This window comes from Microbacterium sp. A93, from assembly GCF_051842835.1.
This window is the reverse complement of sequence record NZ_JBPXMT010000007.1, coordinates 385,242-403,537: the sequence shown is the minus strand read 5'-3', so window position 1 is coordinate 403,537 and position 18,296 is coordinate 385,242. Positions and strand designations below refer to the sequence as shown.

Below are 18,296 nucleotides of genomic sequence, written 5' to 3'. Positions count from 1 at the left end.
GTGTGATTCGCGAAGGGTCATACCGAGTCCGATCCGAGAGTGAGCGGGCCGCGGGCGGGCGCATCGTCGAGGAGCGCGGCAAACAGCCCGCGCGTGTATTCGTGCTGCGGCGAGGCGAAGACATCCGCGACCGACCCGGTCTCGACGATGCTTCCGAACCGCATCACCGACACGCGGTCGGCCAGATCTGCGACCACGCCAAAGTTGTGGGTCACGAGCAACATCGACATTCCTGTTTCCCGCTGGAGGCCGCGCAGCAGCTGGAGGATCTCAGCTTGGACCGTGACATCCAGTGCCGTCGTGGGTTCGTCGGCGATGATGATCTCGGGCTCCGAGGCGATGGCGCCCGCGATGAGGACTCGCTGGGCCATACCGCCTGAGATCTGGTGTGGGTAGGAGGCAAACGTGCGTGCCGGATCCGTGATCCCGACACGGTCGAGAAGCTCCAGCGCACGTGTGCGAGCTGCCTGTCGGGAGAGTCCGAGGACCGCGCGCATCGGCTCCACGAGCTGATGTCCGATTGTGTAGGAGGGGTCGAGGTTCGACATCGGCTCCTGCGGAATATAACCGATGCGCCGGCCGCGGACCTGCTCCATCTGACGGGCGGTGACACGGAGCAGGTCAGTGTCATTGAGCTTTATCGCGCCAGCGACGCAGGTGCCACCCTGGGGGAGGAGCCCCAGGGTCGACCATGCCGTCTGTGTTTTACCGGAACCGGATTCGCCGATTAGCGCGTGAATCTCACCACGCCCGATCGCGATCGACACGTCGTCTACGACCGTTTTCCAGCCGCTCTCGACGCGGTACGCAATCGAGAGGCCCTCGATGCTGAGCAATGGCTCAGAGTCGACGTCGTTGTGTGCGATCGCAGAGGAGGGTCGTGGCAGGGGAGCGCTCCAGGCGACGTATCGTGTCGACGTCGCGTCACCCGTTTGCTCGAGCTCGTCGCGCAACGCGGTGCCGAAAAGACTCAACGCAATACATGTCAGCGCGATGGCGAGGCTTGGCCACACCATCAGCCAAGGGGTGCGCGAGAGGTTCGTGAACCCTTCGCTCAGCATCCCTCCCCAGGTGGGCAGCGAGGGGTCTCCAACGCCCAGGAAATCCAGGCTCGCTTGGATGGCGATTGCGACGGCGAAGAGGCCGGCCGTCAGCAGGATCACCGGCGCGCGGACGGCCGTGAGGATGTGGCGCCCGACGATACGCAGGTCACTCAACCCTGATACTCGCGCGGCGTCGATGTAGAGCTCTCCGCGCACTCCTAGTACCGCGCCGTAGACGATGCGGTAGTAAGAGGGCGCCAGCACGATGCCGAAGATCGCCATGATCAGCCAGATCGACGGACCGATCACCGAGCGTGCTGCGAGCAAGACCACGATCGCAGGCAGAGAGAGGATCGTGCCAGCGAGCCAGCTGGCGACGCCGTCAAACCAGCCGCCTCGGTACCCCGCGATGAGGCCGCCTGTGACCCCGAGTGCAGCGGCGACAGCGACGGCGATAGTTGCCCCGAGAAGACTCGTCGAGCTCGCGTGGATAAGTCGGGAGAATACGTCCCTTCCGGCGCTGTCGCCACCGAGCAGATGTTCGGGGCTGGGTGGCGCGAGCACGAGGGGGAGCGAAGACGAATCGGCGGAGTAGGGGGCGAGCATTGGGCCGAAAATTGCTACGGCAAGCAGCAGAAAGAGGTAGACCGAAGAGACCGCGCCCAGCGGGTTGCGCAAGAGGCGACGGCCGAGCGATCGGTGCGCGGGAGCTGCAGCAGAGTTTGTCACGACAGACGCACCTTCGGGTTGAGCCATCCCTGCAGAAGGTCGACGGCGAGATTGATCAGGAGCACGATAAGTGCGGTCATGACGAGCAATCCCATGACGAGCGGGATGTCGCCCTGGAGCGTCGCCGAGACGGCGGTCTGACCGAGCCCGGGCAGGGAGAACACCTGCTCGACAACGACGGCACCGCCGAAGAGGACGATGAACTGGATGCCGAGGACGCTGAGTGCCGGACCCGAGGCGTTCCGGAGGACGTGCCGGTATACGACGGCGCGGTGCGGGATGCCGCGAGCTCGCAGCGTTCGCACGTAGTCCATGCGTTGTGCGTCCACCATCGAGCCGCGCACCTGTTGCGCGACGCTGGCGATGGCGCCAATCGACAGGGCGATGACGGGAAGAATGATCGTGGAGAGCCAACCTGCGATCGATGTTTCGGGGCGGATGTACCCCGTCGCGGGCACCCAGCGCAGCCCGATGGCGATGGTGAGGACGAGGACCAACGCGACGAGGAAACCGGGAATCGCGGACGCGACGACAGAGGCGATTTGGATGCTCCGATCGGCCCAGCCGCGGCGGGTGGCGGCAATAACGCCGATGACAGTGCCCACCACCGCGGTCACGAGGATCGCACCGATGGTGAGCGAGAGTGTGACGGGGAGGCGGCTCATGAGGGCGTCAGCGACCGGCTGCCCGGAGAACCAGGAACGGCCGAGATCGCCGGTGAGGGCCCCGCTCGCCCAATCGATGAACTGAATGATAAGCGGGCGATCGAGTCCCAGCTCTTGTTCCTTGCGTGCGACGATCTCGGGGTCGGCGGTCGCGCCCACGATTCGTCGGGCGACGCCTGCGGCACCGAGGTACAGCAGGAAGAACCCGAGCACGCAGATGCTCGCCACGGTCAAAATGCCAGCGACGAGGCGGCGAAGAATGAAGATCAGCATTGGTGGTGCCCGTTCCGGGACCGTTTTTGACCGGCCCCGGAACGGTTCTTCCTATCTCACTCGGAGGGGTGGATGTTCCACAGGTACGGCATCGCGTTGTCGGCCTGAACGACCGCTTTGGTGCCCTCCGCTGTCAGGAAAGCGGAGGATGGCCGATAGATCGGCGCAAACCATGCCTGATCGACGATGTACTCGTTGAGTTCCTTGGCCGCCGCATCCGCGTCTGCCTCGTCGCCCGAGCGCACAACCTCGGCGAGCTCGATGACCGTCGGATCGCCGCCATGGAACACATTCCACGCCGATTCGGGAAGCATCGAGAACTGGATCGTCTGCCACGATGTCGGGTCGGTCTGCAGGAGGAACGGGAACGCCGCCCACGTGCCGCCGAGCATCTGTCCGAACAAGTCGTCGCCGGTCGTCTGCCATTCGACGTGGAAGCCGCCGGCTGCCAGCTGCTCCTTGTAGATCGCGAACTCAGACTCCGGGACGAAGTTGTTGCTCGGCATGACCAGGTCGACGCCGTCGGGGTATCCGGCTTCGGTGAGAAGCGACTTCGCCTTCTCGGGATCGAAGGGATAGGCGTCATTGAGAGCGTCATCGTAGGCGGACGACTGGACACTGAACACCTGGGTAGTCGGTGTGCCCAATCCGCCGGTGAGCGCCTGAAGCAGCCCTTCTCGGTCGAGTGCGTAGTTGAATGCCTGACGGACACGGACATCACCCAGGGCAGGGTTGAGCTGGCCGGCACGGTCGACTAGCAGGAATCCGCTCCAGTTCTGTTCGTATGTCAGTGCGGTGAATCCGGCGGCTTCCGCTTCGGGAATCTGCGTCGGACTCTGCGCGTTGGTCGCATCCACCTGGCCGCCCTTGACAGCGTTCATCAGCGCCGTCGGATCACCGTAGAAGCTCATCTCGATCGAGTCGTAGTGAGCCGACTCGGAGTCCCAGTAGTCGGGATTCGCATCGAACACCCACGTGGATCCGACGACGGTGTCCTGCTCGTCAAGCAGGTACGGGCCGCTTCCGATCGGCGTCGTCTGCGCATCCGGCGAGTCGAACATCGCCGCGCTGCCGACGAGGCCGGCGTTCTGGCTCAGGTACACCGGGAGTGCGGGATCGGGAGCGCCGAGCGTGATGACGAGCGTCGTGTCATCCGGCGCTTGCGCCGACGTCATTCCGGCGAGGAAAGACGCATTCTCGCTCGTGCCGTCACGGAAACGTGTCAGGTTTTCGGCTGCAACCTGCGCGGTGAGCGCCGTGCCGTCGGAGAACTCCACGTCGTCGCGGAGGGTGAGCGTGAGAATCGTTCGCGACTCGTCCCATTCCCACGAGGTGGCAAGCCCCGCCACGATCGTGCCGTCGGGGTCTGTCCGCAGCAGCGTGTCATAGACAGCCTGCAGGTACGGTGACTGATTGGCCCAGGATGCTTCCCAGGGGGCGAACGATGCCAACTGCGTGACGACTCCCAGGCGGAGCGTCGTCGGCTCGTCGCTAGCTGCCGGCGCCTGCGCTGAGCAGCCTGTTGCAACAAGCGCGGTGACGAGTCCGCCGATGGCAACGGCGCGCATGATTTTGGTGCGGTGCATCTTTGCACGTCCTCTCGGAACGATCGGTGTATCGGCACGAAACTGTGGCGACGACGAAAAGCTAGCACGAAAACCTTAAGGAGTGAAAGTTTTAACTTGCGAAAGGTTTTGATAGCTTGGCTGGATGCCACGCAGACCGGGCCCACGCGGCGAGTATGCCAAGACCCCGAAGCGGCGCGAGGAGATTCTCGACGCCGCGTTCGGGGTGTTTGCGCGCTACGGATATCTGAACAGCTCGATGAGCGAGATTGCCAAGCGTGCGGGGATGACACTGCCTGGTGTGACTCATCACTTTCCGACGAAGCCTGGTCTCCTTGAGGCTGTCCTGCAACAACGCGATCTCGACGCTGTGCGTCACCTCGAAGGAAGGCGCGGTGTCGAACTTCTCCGTGGCCTGCTCGCGATTGCCGAGCGAGACCAGGATGACCGTGGCCTCACTCAGCTGTTCGCAATCCTCGCCGCAGAAGCGACGGCTGATGATCACCCAGCGCACGTGTACTTCCGCGAACGCTACGAGCTGATTCTGGGCACGGTGCGTGGCGCGTTCGAAGAGGCCGCGGAACATGGCGACGTGCGCGAGGGGATCACTCCGGCAGAGGCCGCGCAGACCTACGTCGCCCTCTCCGATGGACTTCAGCTCCAGCGTCTTTACGGGGTCGGTCACGAGAGTCAACTCGCGGTGACTCGCCGGTTCCTGGATAGCGTTCTCACGGTGGTCATCAACGACGTGAACTGAGTCCACACGCGGCTCAGTCTGATGGGACATCTTGCGCGGCCCGCAGAAAGATCGAGCGCATCCAGACGTGTTCCGGATCGAAGTCATGCACCGGATGCCACCACAGCGCATTCACCACGGCGGTCACATCGAACGGCGGCTCGAGAACGCTGATTCCTCCCAGCGCCTTGACTTCCCGGGCGAGCCCGGCCTGCACCAGCGCGAGGCGGTTCGTTCCTTTGACGAAATGTGGGAGTGCGAGAAAGCTCTCCACGACAGCATCCACTCTCGGCTCCAGGCCGAGGTTCTGCATCTGGCGGGTCGCCGCGGTGAAGGCTGACCGCGAACGATAGGTGAAGACCCAGGGGGATGACTCGAGTATCTCCATCGTGAGCTCGCCGATCGTCGCGGCGTGGCCCTCGTCCGCGATGATGACCCATCGGTCGCGCCACAGGTCAGCAAACGGGATCTCGGTGAGGTGGCCGTGCGGAATGATCATCGCATCCACCGAGCGAAGCGCGATCGCTGCATCGTCGACGATCGCCGGGTTGTGCAGGATGAATCGAAACCGCACGTCGGGCGCGACGTCCTTGGCGAGCCGAGAGGCGGCTGCGCCGATGGTCGCGAAGCCGTAGTCGGATCCGTAGATTGTGAATTCCCGTGTGGAGGACTCGGGGGTCCATTCGGCCTGACTCTCGAATACGCGCCGTGCCGCATCCAGCGCGATTGCAGTGTGGTCGGAGAGGCGTATGGCAAGCGCGGTCAGCTCGTAAGAGTTGCCTCGCCGAGCGAGGATTTCGTCACCGAAGTGCGTTCGCAGACGGGCGAGTGAAGCACTGAGAGCGGGCTGACTGAGATGTAGGCGTTCCGCGGCGCGCGTCACGCTGCGCTCGGAAAGGAGAGCGTCGAGAGCGACCAGCAAATTCAGGTCTAGACGGGACAGTGGTGGTCGAGTGGACACGTCGGCGTGATCCTCTCCATTGGTCGGGATGGCTCATTGTATCGACAGGGTATAAAGCGCATTGATAGTGCGGATAAAGAAGTGCCGCTTACCTGATCGTTGCTTGTCGGCTCAGATGGGAAAGAACGAAGGAGTTCATTCATGACGACGTCGTCTGCAGCCGCTCTCTCCCTCACAGATGTCGGTGTCGGGTTCCGCGGCGTGCGCGCCCTGGACGCGGTCACGTTTGATATTCCCGCCGGTGGTGTGAGCGCGGTGATCGGCCCGAATGGGGCGGGGAAGACGACGCTGTTCAACTGCGTGAGCGGCATCTACCGCCATGACGGAAGTATTGCTCTGGCCGGGCGTCCCCTCGACGGCCTCCGCGCGTTCCGACGGGCCGAAGCAGGTATCGCCCGAACATTCCAAACGCCGGCGCTCCTGGACGATGTCGATGTGATGACCAACGTCATGTTGGGGACGTACACGCGCACGAATGCCGGGCTGATGGGTCATCTTTGGCTTAGTCCTCGGAGTCGTCGCGACGAGGCTGCCGCCAAGGAGTGGTCGTCGGAAATCATCGAGCGGGTCGGGCTGCGTGAATACGCTTCTACACCGGTGGGGGCACTCGCCCATGGTGATCGACGTCGCGTCGAGATTGCGCGAGCCCTCGTCGCAAGACCCACATTGCTCATGCTCGACGAGCCAGCTGCTGGCCTGAGTGAAAGTGAGGCCAATGCGCTCATGGACCTGATCGTCGAGCACGGACGGGAAACAGGGATGACGTGCGTGCTCGTCGAGCACGACGTCGCGCTGGTCATGAGGTATGCCACGACGATCGCCGTCCTGGATGCCGGGCGCGTGCTTGCGTGTGGAGCGGCTGCGGACATCCGGAAGAATCCTGCGGTGATCGCGGCATATCTCGGCAGCGACGCCGACGTGGACGCGGCATGAGTCTGCTCGAGCTGCGCGGCGTGACAGCCGCCTACGGAAAAGTGGAAGTCCTTCACGGCATCGATCTTGCAATCGAAGAAGGCAGCATCGTTGCGCTGCTCGGCCCGAACGGGGCAGGAAAGACGTCGCTGCTTCGCGCGATCAGCAGAACGGTCGCTGTTGGTGGCGCGCGTAGTTTCGACGGCGTCGACCTGGCACGGTTGCGTACCGCGCAGATTGCAAAGCTCGGCATCGGGCACGTCCCTGAGGGGCGGGGGACATTCGCCGACTTCACGGTGGAGGAGAATCTCCAGCTCGGCATTACGGCCCGCCCACGCGGGCGACGTTCCGCGGCGGACGCCGATCTGCAACGTGTGTTCCGCAGCTTCCCCGTCCTCGAACAGTTCCGCAAGCGCCCCGCTGGCGCTCTTTCGGGTGGGCAGGCGCAGATGCTTGCTGTCGCGCGTGCGCTCCTGGCCCGGCCTCGTCTTCTGCTGGTTGACGAGCCCTCGCTTGGGCTCGCTCCGCTCACGACGAAAGAGCTGTTTGCGCAGTTCGTCTCGCTACGCGACGAATGGGAATTGACCATCCTGCTGGCCGAGCAGAACGCGCGACTGTCGCTGGCTGTCGCCGACCGGGCAGTGTTGCTGAGCCGGGGGCGTGTCGTTCATGACGGCCCTGCGGCCGATTACCGCTCCACAGTCGCTCTCGATGAGCACTACTTCGGCGGCTCGAAGCCACAGGAGAACGCATCATGATCGAGTTTCTTCAGATTTCCCTTGATGGGTTGACGACCGGAGTCGTGTTCGCCGCGCTCGCGCTTGCCCTGAGCGTCATTTTCCAGGGCACGGGCATGCTGAATCTCTCACAGGGTGAACTGGCGGTTCTCGCTGCGTACCTTGCCTACACAGCCCTCATGTGGGGGTGGTCCGTGTGGGTGGCGATTCCTTTCGCGATCGTCGCGGCGGGCGCAATTGGTGCCGTGCTCTACTTTTTCGTCGTGCGGTGGGTGGATCAACGCAACCAGACTGCGCTCACCACGCTCGGGGTGACCCTGCTTCTTGGCCTCAATGCCGTTGTCAGCATGATTTGGGGCACGGATCCGCGCAATTTCCCGAATCCATTCGGCTCGGGGATGCTGCAGTTTGGCGGACTGCGTCTGACCAGCCAGCAAGTCGGTGGTGTCCTTCTCGTCAGCGTGGCCATGGGAATTATGGTGCTCGTGTTCACTCGCACCACATTTGGGCTACGCCTCAGGGCGGTCGCGCAGAACCAGTCATCGGCGGCTCTGCTCGGCTTATCTGCCGGGCTGTGGCTGGCGCTCGGCTGGGCGGTCTCCTGCGCAGTGGGAACAGTCGCCGGTGTGGTGGCGGCGCCGACGCTCGGACTATCCCCTGCCATGATGACCGTCCCGTTGCTGATGGCCCTGGCGGCGACGAACCTCGGAGGAATCAACAGTCGCGTCGGCGTGGTCGTCGGCGGGCTGTTGGTCGGATTGCTCTCGGCCATAGGCGGCCGGTACATCCCTGGGCTGGGCGGAGATCTGAACGTTCTCCTCGCATTCGGTGTGGCGATCGTTGTCGTTTTGATCAAGCCTGCCGGACTGTTCGGTCGGGAAAGCACGGTGCGAGCATGAGGGTTCAGATGCAGAGGTGGATTCCGCGGTCCATCGCGGGGATCGCGATCGTGGCTGCACTCGTCACACCCTTCGTGGTCAGCGACTACGACCTCTTCGCAATGAGTCGCGTGCTCGCCATCGGTATCGGCGTCATCAGCCTTAATCTGCTGATGGGTTTCTCCGGTCAGATCAGCCTCGGGCAGGGTGCGATCTTCGGAATCGGCGGCTACGTGGCGATGATGTCGGTGCGGTTTCTCGACTGGCATGTGTCCCTAGCGCTCCTTGCTGCCCTCGTGGTGTGCGCAGGCGTTGGTGCACTGATCGGGCTGCCAGGGGTCCGTCTGGGTGGCTTCAATCTCGGTCTGCTCACGATCGTCATTGCCGCACTTTTTCCGATCCTGCTCTATCGCTTCTCGGACATTACCGGGGGGCAGGCAGGCATCACGCTCAGTGCCGCGGGTATCACCTCCCCGACAGATGCGCTCACCGACGCCCAATGGCTGTACTTGGTCGTGCTGATCGCGCTGCTCCTGTGCATCGGCGGCCTGCGCAACATGGTGTCCAGACGGATCGGACGAGCCCTTGCTGCGGTGCGGGCTAATCCGATTCTCGCCGCAGCTATGGGGATCAACGCAGAGCGGCTCAAGTTCACCGTGTTCGTGATCAGTGCGGCTCTTGCCGGACTCGGCGGAGCGCTCTTCGCATTCGTGCTCGGGTTGGTCGTTCCTGAGTCATACCCACTCATCTTCTCCATCACTCTGCTGGTGGCATCGGTCGTGGGGGGAAGCCGGTCCTGGTGGGGTGCGATCGTAGGTGCCGCGATCATCGTGTACCTGCCCACATGGTTCAGCGCCGCAGTCCCCGGTGACGCCTCGGCATACCTGGCGCAACTGATCTTCGCCGTCGTTCTGGGGCTCTGCATCATCGTCGCGCCCGGTGGTATCAGTGGCCTGACTTCCCGACTTTTCAACGCACTCCTGCGCCGCACGGTTCCCGATCGCGCGGCTTCCGCACCCTCACACAGCACACGAAAGGAACATCAATGAAGAATTCCATGAACCGGGGCGCAGTCGCCTCGGTCGTGCTCGTCGGTATCGCCGCGCTCGTCCTTACTGCCTGCACCGCGCGAGGCGCCGGCGCGGAACCGTCAGGCGATGCGGGCGGCGATGATGCGACGCCGATCGTCGTCGGAGTGAGCTGGCCGCAGAGTGGTCCACTGGGCGCTGTCGCGCCCGGACTTGCCGGCATCGAGACGTACATCGAGCAGGCGAATGCGGATGGCGGCATCGACGGTCATCCGATCGAGCTTGTGACTGCCGATGATGCGTACGACCCCGCCCGCCTGGTCGAGAATGAGCGCAAGTTCGTCGAGAAGGACGGCGCGGTCCTCGTCGTGAATTTCGGCGGGATCTCCATCGCCGGCCGTGACTACCTCAAGCAGAAGGGCGTCGCGGGTATTTCGCTCGCAGGCAACAGCCCGCTGAGCGACATCGAGAACTTCCCGTTGCAACGGGCGTTCTGGCCCGACGTCGCGTGGGAAGGGCATCTTCAGGCCGACTGGTTGCAGGCTGAACACCCGGACGCGGTCGTAGGGTATGTCGGCTTCAACAATGACCTCAGCGAGAGTCAACTCGCAGGTCTCGCTGCCGGCGGCGTTGTCCCCGTGGAGACCGCCTTGGTCGCGCCGGGCACCGCTGATCTGAGTGCTCAGGTCAGTCAGTTTCAGGCTTCAGGTGTCGATACGCTGATCATCAATATCGGGGCTCCGACGGTAGGAGCGGTCCTCGCCTATATCGACCAGATCGGTTGGTCACCGACCGTGCTTCTGGGCTCTACCACCTCCGATTTCACCACGGCCATTAACCAGGCCGGACCGGGGGCGGTTGAAGGCGCCTACGCCTTCAAATGGTTCAAGGACCCCTCCGACCCCCAGTTTGCCGACAATGCCGACTATCTCGAGTACGTGAAGGCGATGACCGAGTCGGGTCACGAGGACGATATCGCCGACGCTCTTGCGATGAACGGATACGGTTTGGGCGCTGCGATCGTCGCTGCGCTGGAGCAGGCGGAGTCCTACGACAGCGCGGGCATCATCACCGCGTGGGACTCGTTCTCCAAACTGGAGAATCCGATGCTGCTGGAGGGGCTCGTCTTTGACTCCGGCCCGTTCGGGCGCATCGCGTTCCAGTTCCAGTTCAGCAAGTTTGACGGCACCAGCTGGGTGCCCGAGGGATCTGTCGTCGACGTGCGAGATGAAGGCATCGTCGAATAGCCGCGCAGCGAGGCGGACGTTAGCAAATGATCGCGGCGTTCGCCTCGCGAGCTATATAAATGAAACTGATTTTGCGGATCATCACATTCAGCTTCCTTGATGACAGCGATCGAGCGAGGCTGGACGCACGGGGAAGATCCCGCAGGCATTTTGAAAGGATCAAAGATGATCAAGTTACTCTCCCACCTCTCGTATGTGGCGGTCACCTCCCCGGACGTTGAGGCGTCCGTGAAGTTCTATGAAGATCAAGTCGGGCTCACCGTCGTAGACCGCGTCGATGGTGCGGTATACCTGCGCTGCTGGGGTGACTACTACGCCTACTCCGTAGTTGTTGTCCCCGGGAAGGAGCCGTCGCTCGAGACGATGGCCTGGCGCACAACGAGCGCTGAGGCGCTGGACGAAGCAGCCAAGCGCGTCGACGCTGCCGGCATCGTAGGCGAGTGGCTTGATGATGTTCCGCACATCGGTCGTGCCTACCGCTTCACCGGCCCGTGGGGCCACTCAATGACGTTGCACTGGGACGTCACACGTCACCAGGCACCCGGTCACATCGCCTCGATCTACCCCGATCGCCCCGAGAAGCGCAGCAAGGTCGCGGGTGCACCTCGCCAGCTCGACCACGTCACGATCGCGACCAGCGACGTCGACGCATTCGCTGCCTGGTACGACGAGGTACTCGGATTCCGGATCATGGCCAAGACGATTCTGGATGAAGCGCCCATCTCGGTGTTCTCGGTGCTGACGACCAACGAGAAGTCGCATGACCTGGGCGTCGTGCTCGACGGGTCGACGCGCGCCGGGCGGATCAACCACTATGCCTTCTGGGTCGACACTCGAGAAGAGCTTCTTATCGCCGCAGATGTTCTGATAGAGAACGGCTACCCCATCGAGTACGGCCCGTCCATCCACGGTATTGGGGAGCAAACGTTCCTCTACTACCGCGAGCCCTCCAGCCTGCGCATCGAACTGAACACTGGCGGCTACCGAAACTACGTGCCCGACTGGGAGCCCAACACCTGGAAGCCCTCGCTGGGATCGAACAACTTCTACCGCAATGGCGCCATGCCGATGTCGATGACGGAGTCGTTCCCTGCAGCTGACGGACCCAGCGCGACTGAGGAGGGCGTCCCCGATGAGATCAAGGATGCGCTGTTCAACCCCTACGCCAAGCAGGGGCGGGGCTGATGGCTCTCGACGTGCCCTTCGCGCTTGCCCGATTCCGCAGCGGAGCCGATGTGCTCCTCGGCCTGGTGGCGGGCGAACGCATCCGTCCGCTGGACGCCGACGACCTCGGCGCCGCCGATCTCAATGGCTTTCTCTCTGCACCGGACTGGGACCGACTCGCTGCCCTCGCCGAGGTGGATGGTGATGGGTGGTTGCAGCTGTCCGGCGTGACACTGACCGCACCGGTGCAGCCACGTCAGGTATTGCAGGCCGGTGCGAACTATCGAGAGCACGTGATCGAACTGGTCGCGGCGGGCCTCACACAAAACTCCGATCGCACGCCAGAGGAGGCGCGCGAGTTTGCCGCCAAGATGATGGATGACCGCGCAGCCAACGGTGAGCCGTACTTCTTTATCGGCCTCCCCGCCTGTGTGGTCGGCGATGATGTGCCGCTCACCCTGCCTGCGTACAGCGATGTCCACGACTGGGAACTCGAGTTGGCGGTCGTCATCGGGCGTGAAGCTTTCCAGGTGAGTCGAGAGGATGCCCTCGATCACGTGGCCGGCTACACGATCGTCAACGACGTCACTACGCGCGATCTCGTGTTCCGCAAGGACATGAAAGAGATCGGCACCGACTGGTACCGCGCGAAGAACGCGCCAGGATTCCTGCCGACCGGTCCGTTCTTGGTCCCCGCACCGTTCGTCGACGGGGGGAACCTCAGCGTGCAGCTCGAGCTGAATGGTCAGGCGATGCAGAACGGGTCGACCAGCGACCTGCTCTTCGACATCGCCGCACTCATCTCGGGTGCAAGCGAGACGATGCCATTACTTCCCGGCGACATGCTGCTGACCGGGAGCCCTTCGGGAAACGGCCAGCATTGGAAGAGATTCCTGCGTGACGGGGACGTCATGACGGGGACAATCAGTGGACTGGGAACGCAGGTTGTGCGCTGCGTGGGAACGGAACTGGCATGACGACGCCATCGGAGAACCCCACTGATATCGATCGCACGAACCCCGAAGCGGAGATTGCGGTCCGCGCCGAGGCGTTTCGCAATTGGGGGCGCTGGGGGGAAGACGACGTCCTCGGCACCCTCAACTTCATCGACAAGGCGAAGCGGATCGAGGCTGCGGCACTCGTGCGCGACGGGGTGTCCATCTCGTTGGCGCAATCATTTGATACCGATGGCCCGCAGAGAGGTTGGCGGCGGCGCACCAACCCCGTGCACACGATGACCGACACTGGGGTGGATGCCGAGCGTGGCAACCAGGGCTTCCCGCACGGCATCGGCGGCGCGGATGACGTCATCTCGATGCCGCTTCAATGCTCGACGCAGTGGGACGGGCTCGGGCACATCTTCGACCACGGAGTCGCGTGGAACGGACGACGTGCCGGCGACGTCGTCACGAGCGAGGGCGACCTCGTCACTGGCATTGAACACGCAGCATCCGTTATCGTCTCGCGCGGGGTGCTGCTCGATCTCGGTCGACACCTCGATTCCGAGTCCGGGGAACTGCCCGACGGATACGCGATCAGCGCCGCGGAGCTCGACGCGTGCGCCGCTGCAGAGGGCGTCACCATCGGTCGGGGTGACATCGTGCTCGTGCGCACAGGCCGTCTCGCTCGCGCTCGCCGCGAAGGCTGGGGTGAGTATGCCGGTGGCCCGGCCGCAGGTCTCTCGCTCACCACTGCCGCATGGTTGCATCGCACGGAAATCGCTGCGATCGCCACCGATACCTGGGGCTTCGAGGTGCGTCCGAACGAGTTCGACGTGGCGTCATTTCAACCACTGCACCAGGTGGTCATCCCCAACATTGGACTGACGATCGGTGAAATGTGGGACCTCGACGCGCTCGCCAAGTCTTGCGCGGAACGCGGCCGATGGGACTTCCTGCTGTCGGCACCGCCGCTGCCCATCACCGGAGCCGTCGGCTCGCCCATCAACCCTGTCGCAGTCTTCTAAACGCCCGCACCTACGAGAACAAAGAGGTTCTGACATGACCGCAGTACACAAGGTCGCCATCGCCGGATCTGGCGTCACTGGTTTGGCTGCTGCCATCCAGCTCGCCAAGGCAGGTGTCAGCGTTGATGTATTCGAGGCGATGCCCGAGTTGAGTGCGCTCGGCTCAGGCATTTCACTTCAGGGCAATGCCCTTCGCGTACTCGATTCCCTCGGTGCGTGGGATGACATCCGCGCCGCGGGCTACCTGTTCGAGGGCTTGCATCTGCGTGCTCCAGGGCCGGGCGCGCCCGTCGTTGCTGCGCTGCCCGATGTAAAGACCGGCGGTCCAGACTATCCGGCGGCGATGGGGATGCCGCGACCAGAGCTGGCCCGCATTCTCCTCGATCATGCCCATCGGGCCGGGGTGAATGTGCGATTCGGCGTCAAGGTGACTGGCCTCGCCCAGCGTGGCGATGAGGGCGTCGAGGTGTTTGTCGACGAGGCATCTGCCGGCGTCTACGATCTGCTGATCGGAGCCGACGGGTTGCACTCGGTCGTTCGTGACCTCATCGGCATCGACACCAAGCCGCAGCCGACGGGCATGGGTATCTGGCGCACCTTCGTCTCGCGACCCGCCGAGGTCGTGCGCAGTGAGCTGTACTACGGCGGCCCGGTCTACATCGCCGGCTACACGCCCACGGGGGAGGAATCGATGTACGCGTTCCTCGTGGAAAAGGCTCAAGACCGGTTCGGCGCCTCTGACGAGGATGCGACACGCATCATGCTCGAAGAATCTCGCGCCTACGACGGACCTTGGAACGCGATCCGCGCCGACCTTGAGGCCGGCGCGCACGCGAACTACACCTGGTTCACCCAGCACATCGTCGAAGAGCCATGGAACCGCGGCCGTGTCGTGATCGTCGGCGATGCCGCGCATAGCTGCCCTCCCACGATCGCCCAGGGGGCCGCACAAGGACTTGAGGATGCGCTTGTCCTTACGGAACTACTCGTCGCACGAGATGCTGTCGATCAGGCGTTGTGGGACGAGTTCCACGCTCGTCGTCTGCCACGGGCGAGTGCCGTCGTTGCGGCATCCGTCCAACTCGGGCAATGGCAGATCGACGGCGATCGCGATGCGGATGCGGGCGGCCTGATTTTCGGAATCTCGCAGAAGATGGCGGAGCCGGCATGACGGGGCTGACAAGGGCGTCATCCGTTACCGACGTCCACGCGCATCTGCTGCTGCCGGCACTACAGGCAGAGGTGGAACGGCGCGCACCGCACCTGGTCGAAGAAGCCGCCGGACTCGAGCTCAGACGCAACGGTGTTGAGAGCCTCAAAGCATCTGGTGCGATGATCGGCGCACGCATTCCTAGGCTCACAGACGTGAGTGCTCGGCTCGCCGCGATGGACGATCAGGGCGTCGATCGGCAATGGGTCAGCATCTCACCCAATCACTTCTATCCGTGGGCGCCAGAGGGCCTCGCGGTGTGGGTTGCGGGGGAATCGAACCGGCTCATCGCTGAGCACGTCGCTCACGCACCCGATCGCCTGACAGGTCTTGGCGTGGTTCCGCTGCAGCATCCGGAGCGCATCGTCGAGTACCTGGATGACGCAGTGCTCGGACGAGGGCTCGCCGGCGTTGAGATCTCTTCGTTCGCGGGAGATGTTGAGTTGTCGGATCCTCGCCTCGAACCCTTCTGGGCTCGGGCCGCGCAACTGGGATGTATCGTCTTCCTGCATCCGTTCGGCTGCAGTCTCGATGAGCGACTGAACCGGTTCTACCTGTCCAACACCGTGGGTCAGCCGACCGAGAACGCCGTCGCGCTGTCGCATCTCATCTTCTCGGGCGTCCTGGACCGCCATCCTGAACTCAAGATCGTCGCGGCGCACGGCGGCGGATACCTCCCGTTCGCGATCGGCAGGTCGGATCACGCCTGGCGGGTGCGACCGGAGGCGCATGGCTGTGTGCACGAGCCGTCGAGCTATCTGCGCAAGCTGTGGTTCGACACTGTCGTCCACGATCCGGCGGCGCTACGCCATCTCGTTGCGGCCGCCGGCGACTCGAGGGTGTTGCTCGGCAGTGATTTCCCCTTCGATATGGGGCTGGACGATCCGGTGACTGAGATCAGGTCGGCCGGACTTCACGACGAGACCACGCGGCGCATCCTCGGCGAGAACGCCGATGCATTGCTCCGCGCGCGGGTGCGGACATGAGGATTGCGCGCTGGTCCGGTGACGCTGCACTCGGCGAAGGATTCGTCGTGGACGATCATGTGGTGCCATTTCCCGATGGGCTCACTGTCGCCGACGTGCTCGCGCAGGGGCTGCCTTTCGCACACACGCTGTTTGCCCGCATCGCGATCAAAAGTGGCACACCGCTCAGCGGCGTTCATCTACGTGCGCCGCTCGTGCCTGCGGCGATCCGTGATTTCGTCGCGTTCGAGGAGCATGTGGAGGGCATCAGCGCGTCGGTCGACGGCAAAAGTGAGGTCGCGGCCGAGTGGTACCAGGCACCGACGTTCTACTTCACCAATCCGCACACGGTGTTGGGCCCTGATGAGCCGGTCTCCCCGCCCGAGACCGCGCGCCTCGACTTTGAACTCGAGATAGCGGCGGTAATCGGCGGAGTGCCTGACTCGTCCGGTGCGAACCTGACGGCTCAGGCCGCGGCATCCCACATCTTCGGGTACACGATCATGAACGATTGGTCCGCTCGTGATCTTCAATCACGCGAGATGAAGGTTCATCTCGGGCCGGCCAAGGGCAAAGACTTCGGCACCAGCCTCGGGCCGTGGATTGTCACGGCTGATGAGCTGGCACCGTTCCTCGACGCGGACGGTTTCCTCGCAATCCGCGCGGAAGTGTTCGTCAACGACGAACTCATCGGGCACGACCTTGTGTCCAACATGGGCTGGCCGTTCAGCGAACTCGTTGCTTACGCGTCGCGTAACTCCCGTGTCGTGCCGGGCGATGTGCTCGGCTCAGGCACGGTAGGCAATGGCGGATGCCTCGGTGAGCTGTGGGGACGGACTGCCGGGCTGCTGCCACCGCCGTTGCAGGAGGGTGATCAGGTGCGCATGATCGTCGAGGGGATCGGTGTACTCATCGGACGTGTGGGAGCGGCCGTGACAGCACCCGAACTTCCTGCAGCCCGTCAGCGGACACGCGCGCGCAACCGCTGACGGGCTTGCCGCTCGCGTAGTCAGACGACCACACGTACGGGCATGCTCTCCCAGCCGCGCAGCGTGTTGTTCAAGTGTCGCCGCGGAGGGCCTGCGAGTTCGATGGATGAGACTCGATCGAGAAGCGCGTCGAGAAGTGTCACTGCCTCTAGCCGCGCGATGTGCTGGCCGACGCACTGATGGATGCCCATGCCGAATCCGACGTGACCGGAGGGGTCTCGTGATAGATCAAATTTCCCTGGGTCGGTCCATCGGCGCGGGTCGCGGTTCGCAGCGCCGAGGAACATGAGCACCTTGCGTTCGGGCGCGAGCACAGCATCCGCGATCCGCGTTTCCGTCGTCGTGGTGCGAAAGAAGGTCTGCACCGGAGACTCGAGACGGATTGCCTCTTCGAAGGCGCGCGGCAGTAGCCCTCGATCGGCACGGAGTCGCTGCCACTGATCCGGGTGCGTGGCGACGGCATGCAGCACGGCGGAGATGCCGGTGACAGTCGTGTCCACGCCGGCGGTCAGCAGCGAGCGGACGATGAGCGGCGCCTGTTCGTATCCGATCTCACCGCGGTCGGCGGCTTCCCAAATCTGCGCGCCGAACCCGGTCTCGCTGAGATTCTCACGGCGACACTGTGTAGCGATCCACTCGACCGTCGGACCGATGGTCTTTGCCGGGTCGGTGACCCGTTCATTCATCGGACCGAACGCGTTGAACGCGAAGTCGCCGTATGGAAGGAGGTTTTCCCTGTTGTGCGTTCCAATTCCCACCGCGTCGGGGAAGACACGCAGTGGGAAGGGCTCGGCGAGGGCCGTCACGGCATCGAACTCGTGGCCCTCCGACAGCACTCGTTCCACGAGGGTGACGGCATCCGCCTGCCAGCGCGACTCCAGCGACCGTAGTCGTCGCGGCGACAGCAGCTGTGACAAAACGGCGCGCGGGGCATCGTGGCGAGGCGGGTCCGCTTCAAGCAGAAGGCTGGGCGGGCGCCAGGGCGCCTCGTGATTGAAGTTGCTGAGTCCTACGCCTGCGCCCGACTGCAGAGACTGCCAATCGGTCAGCGCCCGGTGGACGTCGTCATATCGCGCGACGGCGTGGACATCGTAGCGAGGCAGATGGACGACGGGACCGAGCTCGCGCAACTCTTCGTGGAAGGGCAACGGATCGCTGAGGAACTCAGTAGAGAATGGGTCGATATCCGAGGCAGGGATCGGGGGTGCGGTGGTGGGCATTGTTTCTC

The 18,296-nt window shown here is 63.7% G+C and carries 17 protein-coding genes; 12 read left to right on the top strand and 5 right to left on the bottom strand.

All coding sequences use genetic code 11. The features are described 5' to 3' along the window. Window positions 1-17: 17 nt before the first annotated feature. The 3 genes from ACSU1G_RS19460 to ACSU1G_RS19450 are packed head-to-tail and all read right to left on the bottom strand — an operon-like array spanning window position 18 to window position 4,296. The gene (locus ACSU1G_RS19460) at window positions 18-1,772 is read right to left on the bottom strand and encodes an ATP-binding cassette domain-containing protein (protein WP_439281630.1); all 1,755 of its coding nucleotides are present in this window, start codon (window positions 1,770-1,772) and stop codon (window positions 18-20) included. Next, window positions 1,769-2,710, bottom strand: coding sequence for an ABC transporter permease (locus ACSU1G_RS19455; RefSeq protein WP_439281629.1), 942 nt, complete (start codon window positions 2,708-2,710; stop codon window positions 1,769-1,771). Before ACSU1G_RS19455 ends, ACSU1G_RS19460 begins: the two co-directional genes overlap by 4 nt. A gap of 56 nt (window positions 2,711-2,766) precedes the next feature. Next, a complete protein-coding gene (locus ACSU1G_RS19450; protein WP_439281628.1) occupies window positions 2,767-4,296 on the bottom strand; it encodes an ABC transporter substrate-binding protein in 1,530 nt (509 codons plus the stop codon). A gap of 124 nt (window positions 4,297-4,420) precedes the next feature. Between ACSU1G_RS19450 and ACSU1G_RS19445 the strand changes: the two genes are divergently transcribed. After that, window positions 4,421-5,032, top strand: coding sequence for a TetR family transcriptional regulator (locus ACSU1G_RS19445; protein WP_439281627.1), 612 nt, complete (start codon window positions 4,421-4,423; stop codon window positions 5,030-5,032). 13 nt (window positions 5,033-5,045) lie between these two features. On the opposite strand, the gene ACSU1G_RS19440 is transcribed toward ACSU1G_RS19445, so the two are convergent. Beyond that, window positions 5,046-5,972 (bottom strand): LysR family transcriptional regulator, encoded by a 927-nt coding sequence (locus ACSU1G_RS19440; protein ID WP_439281626.1) that lies wholly within the window; start codon window positions 5,970-5,972, stop codon window positions 5,046-5,048. 141 nt (window positions 5,973-6,113) lie between these two features. Between ACSU1G_RS19440 and ACSU1G_RS19435 the strand changes: the two genes are divergently transcribed. The 11 genes from ACSU1G_RS19435 (at window position 6,114) to ACSU1G_RS19385 (ending at window position 17,068) form a co-directional block, all read left to right on the top strand. Beyond that, entirely contained in the window at window positions 6,114-6,905 is a 792-nt protein-coding gene (locus tag ACSU1G_RS19435) for an ABC transporter ATP-binding protein (RefSeq protein ID WP_439281625.1), read from the top strand. Continuing rightward, on the top strand, window positions 6,902-7,642 hold the full coding sequence (locus ACSU1G_RS19430) for an ABC transporter ATP-binding protein (protein WP_439281624.1): 741 nt from the start codon (window positions 6,902-6,904) through the stop codon (window positions 7,640-7,642). Before ACSU1G_RS19435 ends, ACSU1G_RS19430 begins: the two co-directional genes overlap by 4 nt. Continuing rightward, a complete protein-coding gene (locus ACSU1G_RS19425; RefSeq protein ID WP_439281623.1) occupies window positions 7,639-8,520 on the top strand; it encodes a branched-chain amino acid ABC transporter permease in 882 nt (293 codons plus the stop codon). The genes ACSU1G_RS19430 and ACSU1G_RS19425 overlap by 4 nt, the downstream gene beginning before the upstream one ends. Further along, on the top strand, window positions 8,517-9,548 hold the full coding sequence (locus ACSU1G_RS19420) for a branched-chain amino acid ABC transporter permease (RefSeq protein ID WP_439281622.1): 1,032 nt from the start codon (window positions 8,517-8,519) through the stop codon (window positions 9,546-9,548). Before ACSU1G_RS19425 ends, ACSU1G_RS19420 begins: the two co-directional genes overlap by 4 nt. A gap of 35 nt (window positions 9,549-9,583) precedes the next feature. After that, entirely contained in the window at window positions 9,584-10,774 is a 1,191-nt protein-coding gene (locus tag ACSU1G_RS19415) for an ABC transporter substrate-binding protein (RefSeq protein ID WP_439281621.1), read from the top strand. Between the two features lie 165 nt (window positions 10,775-10,939). Beyond that, the gene (locus ACSU1G_RS19410) at window positions 10,940-11,959 is read left to right on the top strand and encodes a VOC family protein (RefSeq protein ID WP_439281620.1); all 1,020 of its coding nucleotides are present in this window, start codon (window positions 10,940-10,942) and stop codon (window positions 11,957-11,959) included. Then, window positions 11,959-12,915, top strand: a complete 957-nt coding sequence (locus ACSU1G_RS19405; protein ID WP_439281619.1) for a fumarylacetoacetate hydrolase family protein — start codon at window positions 11,959-11,961, stop codon at window positions 12,913-12,915. Before ACSU1G_RS19410 ends, ACSU1G_RS19405 begins: the two co-directional genes overlap by 1 nt. Beyond that, window positions 12,912-13,904: a cyclase family protein gene (locus ACSU1G_RS19400; protein WP_439281618.1), complete on the top strand. Its 993-nt coding sequence runs from the start codon at window positions 12,912-12,914 to the stop codon at window positions 13,902-13,904. Before ACSU1G_RS19405 ends, ACSU1G_RS19400 begins: the two co-directional genes overlap by 4 nt. Before the next feature lie 34 nt (window positions 13,905-13,938). Continuing rightward, window positions 13,939-15,075 (top strand): FAD-dependent monooxygenase, encoded by a 1,137-nt coding sequence (locus ACSU1G_RS19395; protein WP_439281617.1) that lies wholly within the window; start codon window positions 13,939-13,941, stop codon window positions 15,073-15,075. Beyond that, window positions 15,072-16,100: an amidohydrolase family protein gene (locus ACSU1G_RS19390; RefSeq protein WP_439281616.1), complete on the top strand. Its 1,029-nt coding sequence runs from the start codon at window positions 15,072-15,074 to the stop codon at window positions 16,098-16,100. Before ACSU1G_RS19395 ends, ACSU1G_RS19390 begins: the two co-directional genes overlap by 4 nt. Beyond that, window positions 16,097-17,068, top strand: a complete 972-nt coding sequence (locus tag ACSU1G_RS19385; protein ID WP_439281615.1) for a fumarylacetoacetate hydrolase family protein — start codon at window positions 16,097-16,099, stop codon at window positions 17,066-17,068. The genes ACSU1G_RS19390 and ACSU1G_RS19385 overlap by 4 nt, the downstream gene beginning before the upstream one ends. A 20-nt stretch (window positions 17,069-17,088) precedes the next feature. Here the strand turns inward: ACSU1G_RS19385 and ACSU1G_RS19380 are convergent, their stop codons facing one another. Further along, complete coding sequence (locus ACSU1G_RS19380; protein ID WP_439281614.1) at window positions 17,089-18,288, bottom strand: cytochrome P450; 1,200 nt, start codon at window positions 18,286-18,288, stop codon at window positions 17,089-17,091. Window positions 18,289-18,296: the final 8 nt, after the last annotated feature.

Excerpts from the sequence above, each read along its gene's own strand:
- ACSU1G_RS19430 (WP_439281624.1), top strand. The coding sequence starts at position 6,902 with ATGAGTCTGCTCGAGCTGCGCGGCGTGACAGCCGCCTACGGAAAAGTG.
- ACSU1G_RS19395 (WP_439281617.1), top strand. The coding sequence starts at position 13,939 with ATGACCGCAGTACACAAGGTCGCCATCGCCGGATCTGGCGTCACTGGT.
- ACSU1G_RS19435 (WP_439281625.1), top strand. The coding sequence starts at position 6,114 with ATGACGACGTCGTCTGCAGCCGCTCTCTCCCTCACAGATGTCGGTGTC.
- ACSU1G_RS19380 (WP_439281614.1), bottom strand. The coding sequence starts at position 18,288 with ATGCCCACCACCGCACCCCCGATCCCTGCCTCGGATATCGACCCATTC.
- ACSU1G_RS19385 (WP_439281615.1), top strand. The coding sequence starts at position 16,097 with ATGAGGATTGCGCGCTGGTCCGGTGACGCTGCACTCGGCGAAGGATTC.
- ACSU1G_RS19420 (WP_439281622.1), top strand. The coding sequence starts at position 8,517 with ATGAGGGTTCAGATGCAGAGGTGGATTCCGCGGTCCATCGCGGGGATC.
- ACSU1G_RS19405 (WP_439281619.1), top strand. The coding sequence starts at position 11,959 with ATGGCTCTCGACGTGCCCTTCGCGCTTGCCCGATTCCGCAGCGGAGCC.
- ACSU1G_RS19455 (WP_439281629.1), bottom strand. The coding sequence starts at position 2,710 with ATGCTGATCTTCATTCTTCGCCGCCTCGTCGCTGGCATTTTGACCGTG.
- ACSU1G_RS19425 (WP_439281623.1), top strand. The coding sequence starts at position 7,639 with ATGATCGAGTTTCTTCAGATTTCCCTTGATGGGTTGACGACCGGAGTC.
- ACSU1G_RS19410 (WP_439281620.1), top strand. The coding sequence starts at position 10,940 with ATGATCAAGTTACTCTCCCACCTCTCGTATGTGGCGGTCACCTCCCCG.
- ACSU1G_RS19450 (WP_439281628.1), bottom strand. The coding sequence starts at position 4,296 with ATGCACCGCACCAAAATCATGCGCGCCGTTGCCATCGGCGGACTCGTC.
- ACSU1G_RS19445 (WP_439281627.1), top strand. The coding sequence starts at position 4,421 with ATGCCACGCAGACCGGGCCCACGCGGCGAGTATGCCAAGACCCCGAAG.
- ACSU1G_RS19400 (WP_439281618.1), top strand. The coding sequence starts at position 12,912 with ATGACGACGCCATCGGAGAACCCCACTGATATCGATCGCACGAACCCC.
- ACSU1G_RS19390 (WP_439281616.1), top strand. The coding sequence starts at position 15,072 with ATGACGGGGCTGACAAGGGCGTCATCCGTTACCGACGTCCACGCGCAT.